The organism is Micrococcus sp. GbtcB5 (genome assembly GCF_019091605.1).
In the GTDB taxonomy this organism is placed as follows: Bacteria; Actinomycetota; Actinomycetes; order Actinomycetales; family Micrococcaceae; genus Micrococcus; species Micrococcus luteus.
This window is the reverse complement of sequence record NZ_JAGXJK010000466.1, coordinates 1-237: the sequence shown is the minus strand read 5'-3', so window position 1 is coordinate 237 and position 237 is coordinate 1. Positions and strand designations below refer to the sequence as shown.

At 67.9% G+C, this 237-nt stretch carries 1 pseudogene; it reads right to left on the bottom strand.

The features are described from left to right. Positions 1-73: 73 nt before the first annotated feature. Positions 74-237: pseudogene (locus tag KVS67_RS13130) on the bottom strand (50S ribosomal protein L10); the annotation flags it as partial.

The window sequence follows — 237 nt, the reverse complement described above, 5'->3', positions numbered from 1 at the left end:
TACGGGTACGTCTTGACTACGAATGAGGTGGTGAGCAGTGAAGCCCGGGCCGGACTGCTCAGGCAGCCTCGCCCTACGCGGCGCGCAGCGCCTCGACCGTGAGGACGGTCATAGAAAGCGGCGCCTGGAACAGGGCGGCAGCCATGGAGATGCTGCCCTACAACGCGCCGGCGAACATGGCCAGCAGCACCGCGCGGGACGCGAGGCCCGCGAGCTTCTTGATGCCGGCCACGACCA